Below are 316 nucleotides of genomic sequence, written 5' to 3' on the forward strand. Positions count from 1 at the left end.
GGATCGTCCAGAGGCTGGTCAAGCGTGCGTTGCGTACGCTCGATGATTGCATCGATGTCGCTATCCGTGCAGCACAGCGGAGGCGCATAGCCAAGAACGCCCTGCGCGAAGGCGCGGATGATGAGGCCGTTGTCCCACGCCCTGTCGAAGACGCGCCGCGCCGGCATGGCCGACGCGGGAAGCGGCGTCTTCTTCTGCTTGTCCACCACCAGTTCGATCGCGGCAAGCATGCCGCGGCCGCGTACATCGCCGACGAGCGGATGGTCCTTCAGCTCCTCCAACCCTGCCATCAGGCGGGCGCCGGCCCTGATGCCGT

1 protein-coding gene is annotated in these 316 nt (G+C 66.5%); it reads right to left on the reverse strand.

Annotation, left to right across the window (positions count from 1 at the left end; genetic code table 11):
* The coding region (locus EN859_RS36595) for an aminotransferase class III-fold pyridoxal phosphate-dependent enzyme (RefSeq protein ID WP_135913706.1) at window positions 1–316 on the reverse strand (316 nt) is incomplete at both ends.

The sequence above is a fragment of the Mesorhizobium sp. M00.F.Ca.ET.216.01.1.1 genome (assembly GCF_004010325.2).
Taxonomy (GTDB): Bacteria; Pseudomonadota; Alphaproteobacteria; order Rhizobiales; family Rhizobiaceae; genus Mesorhizobium.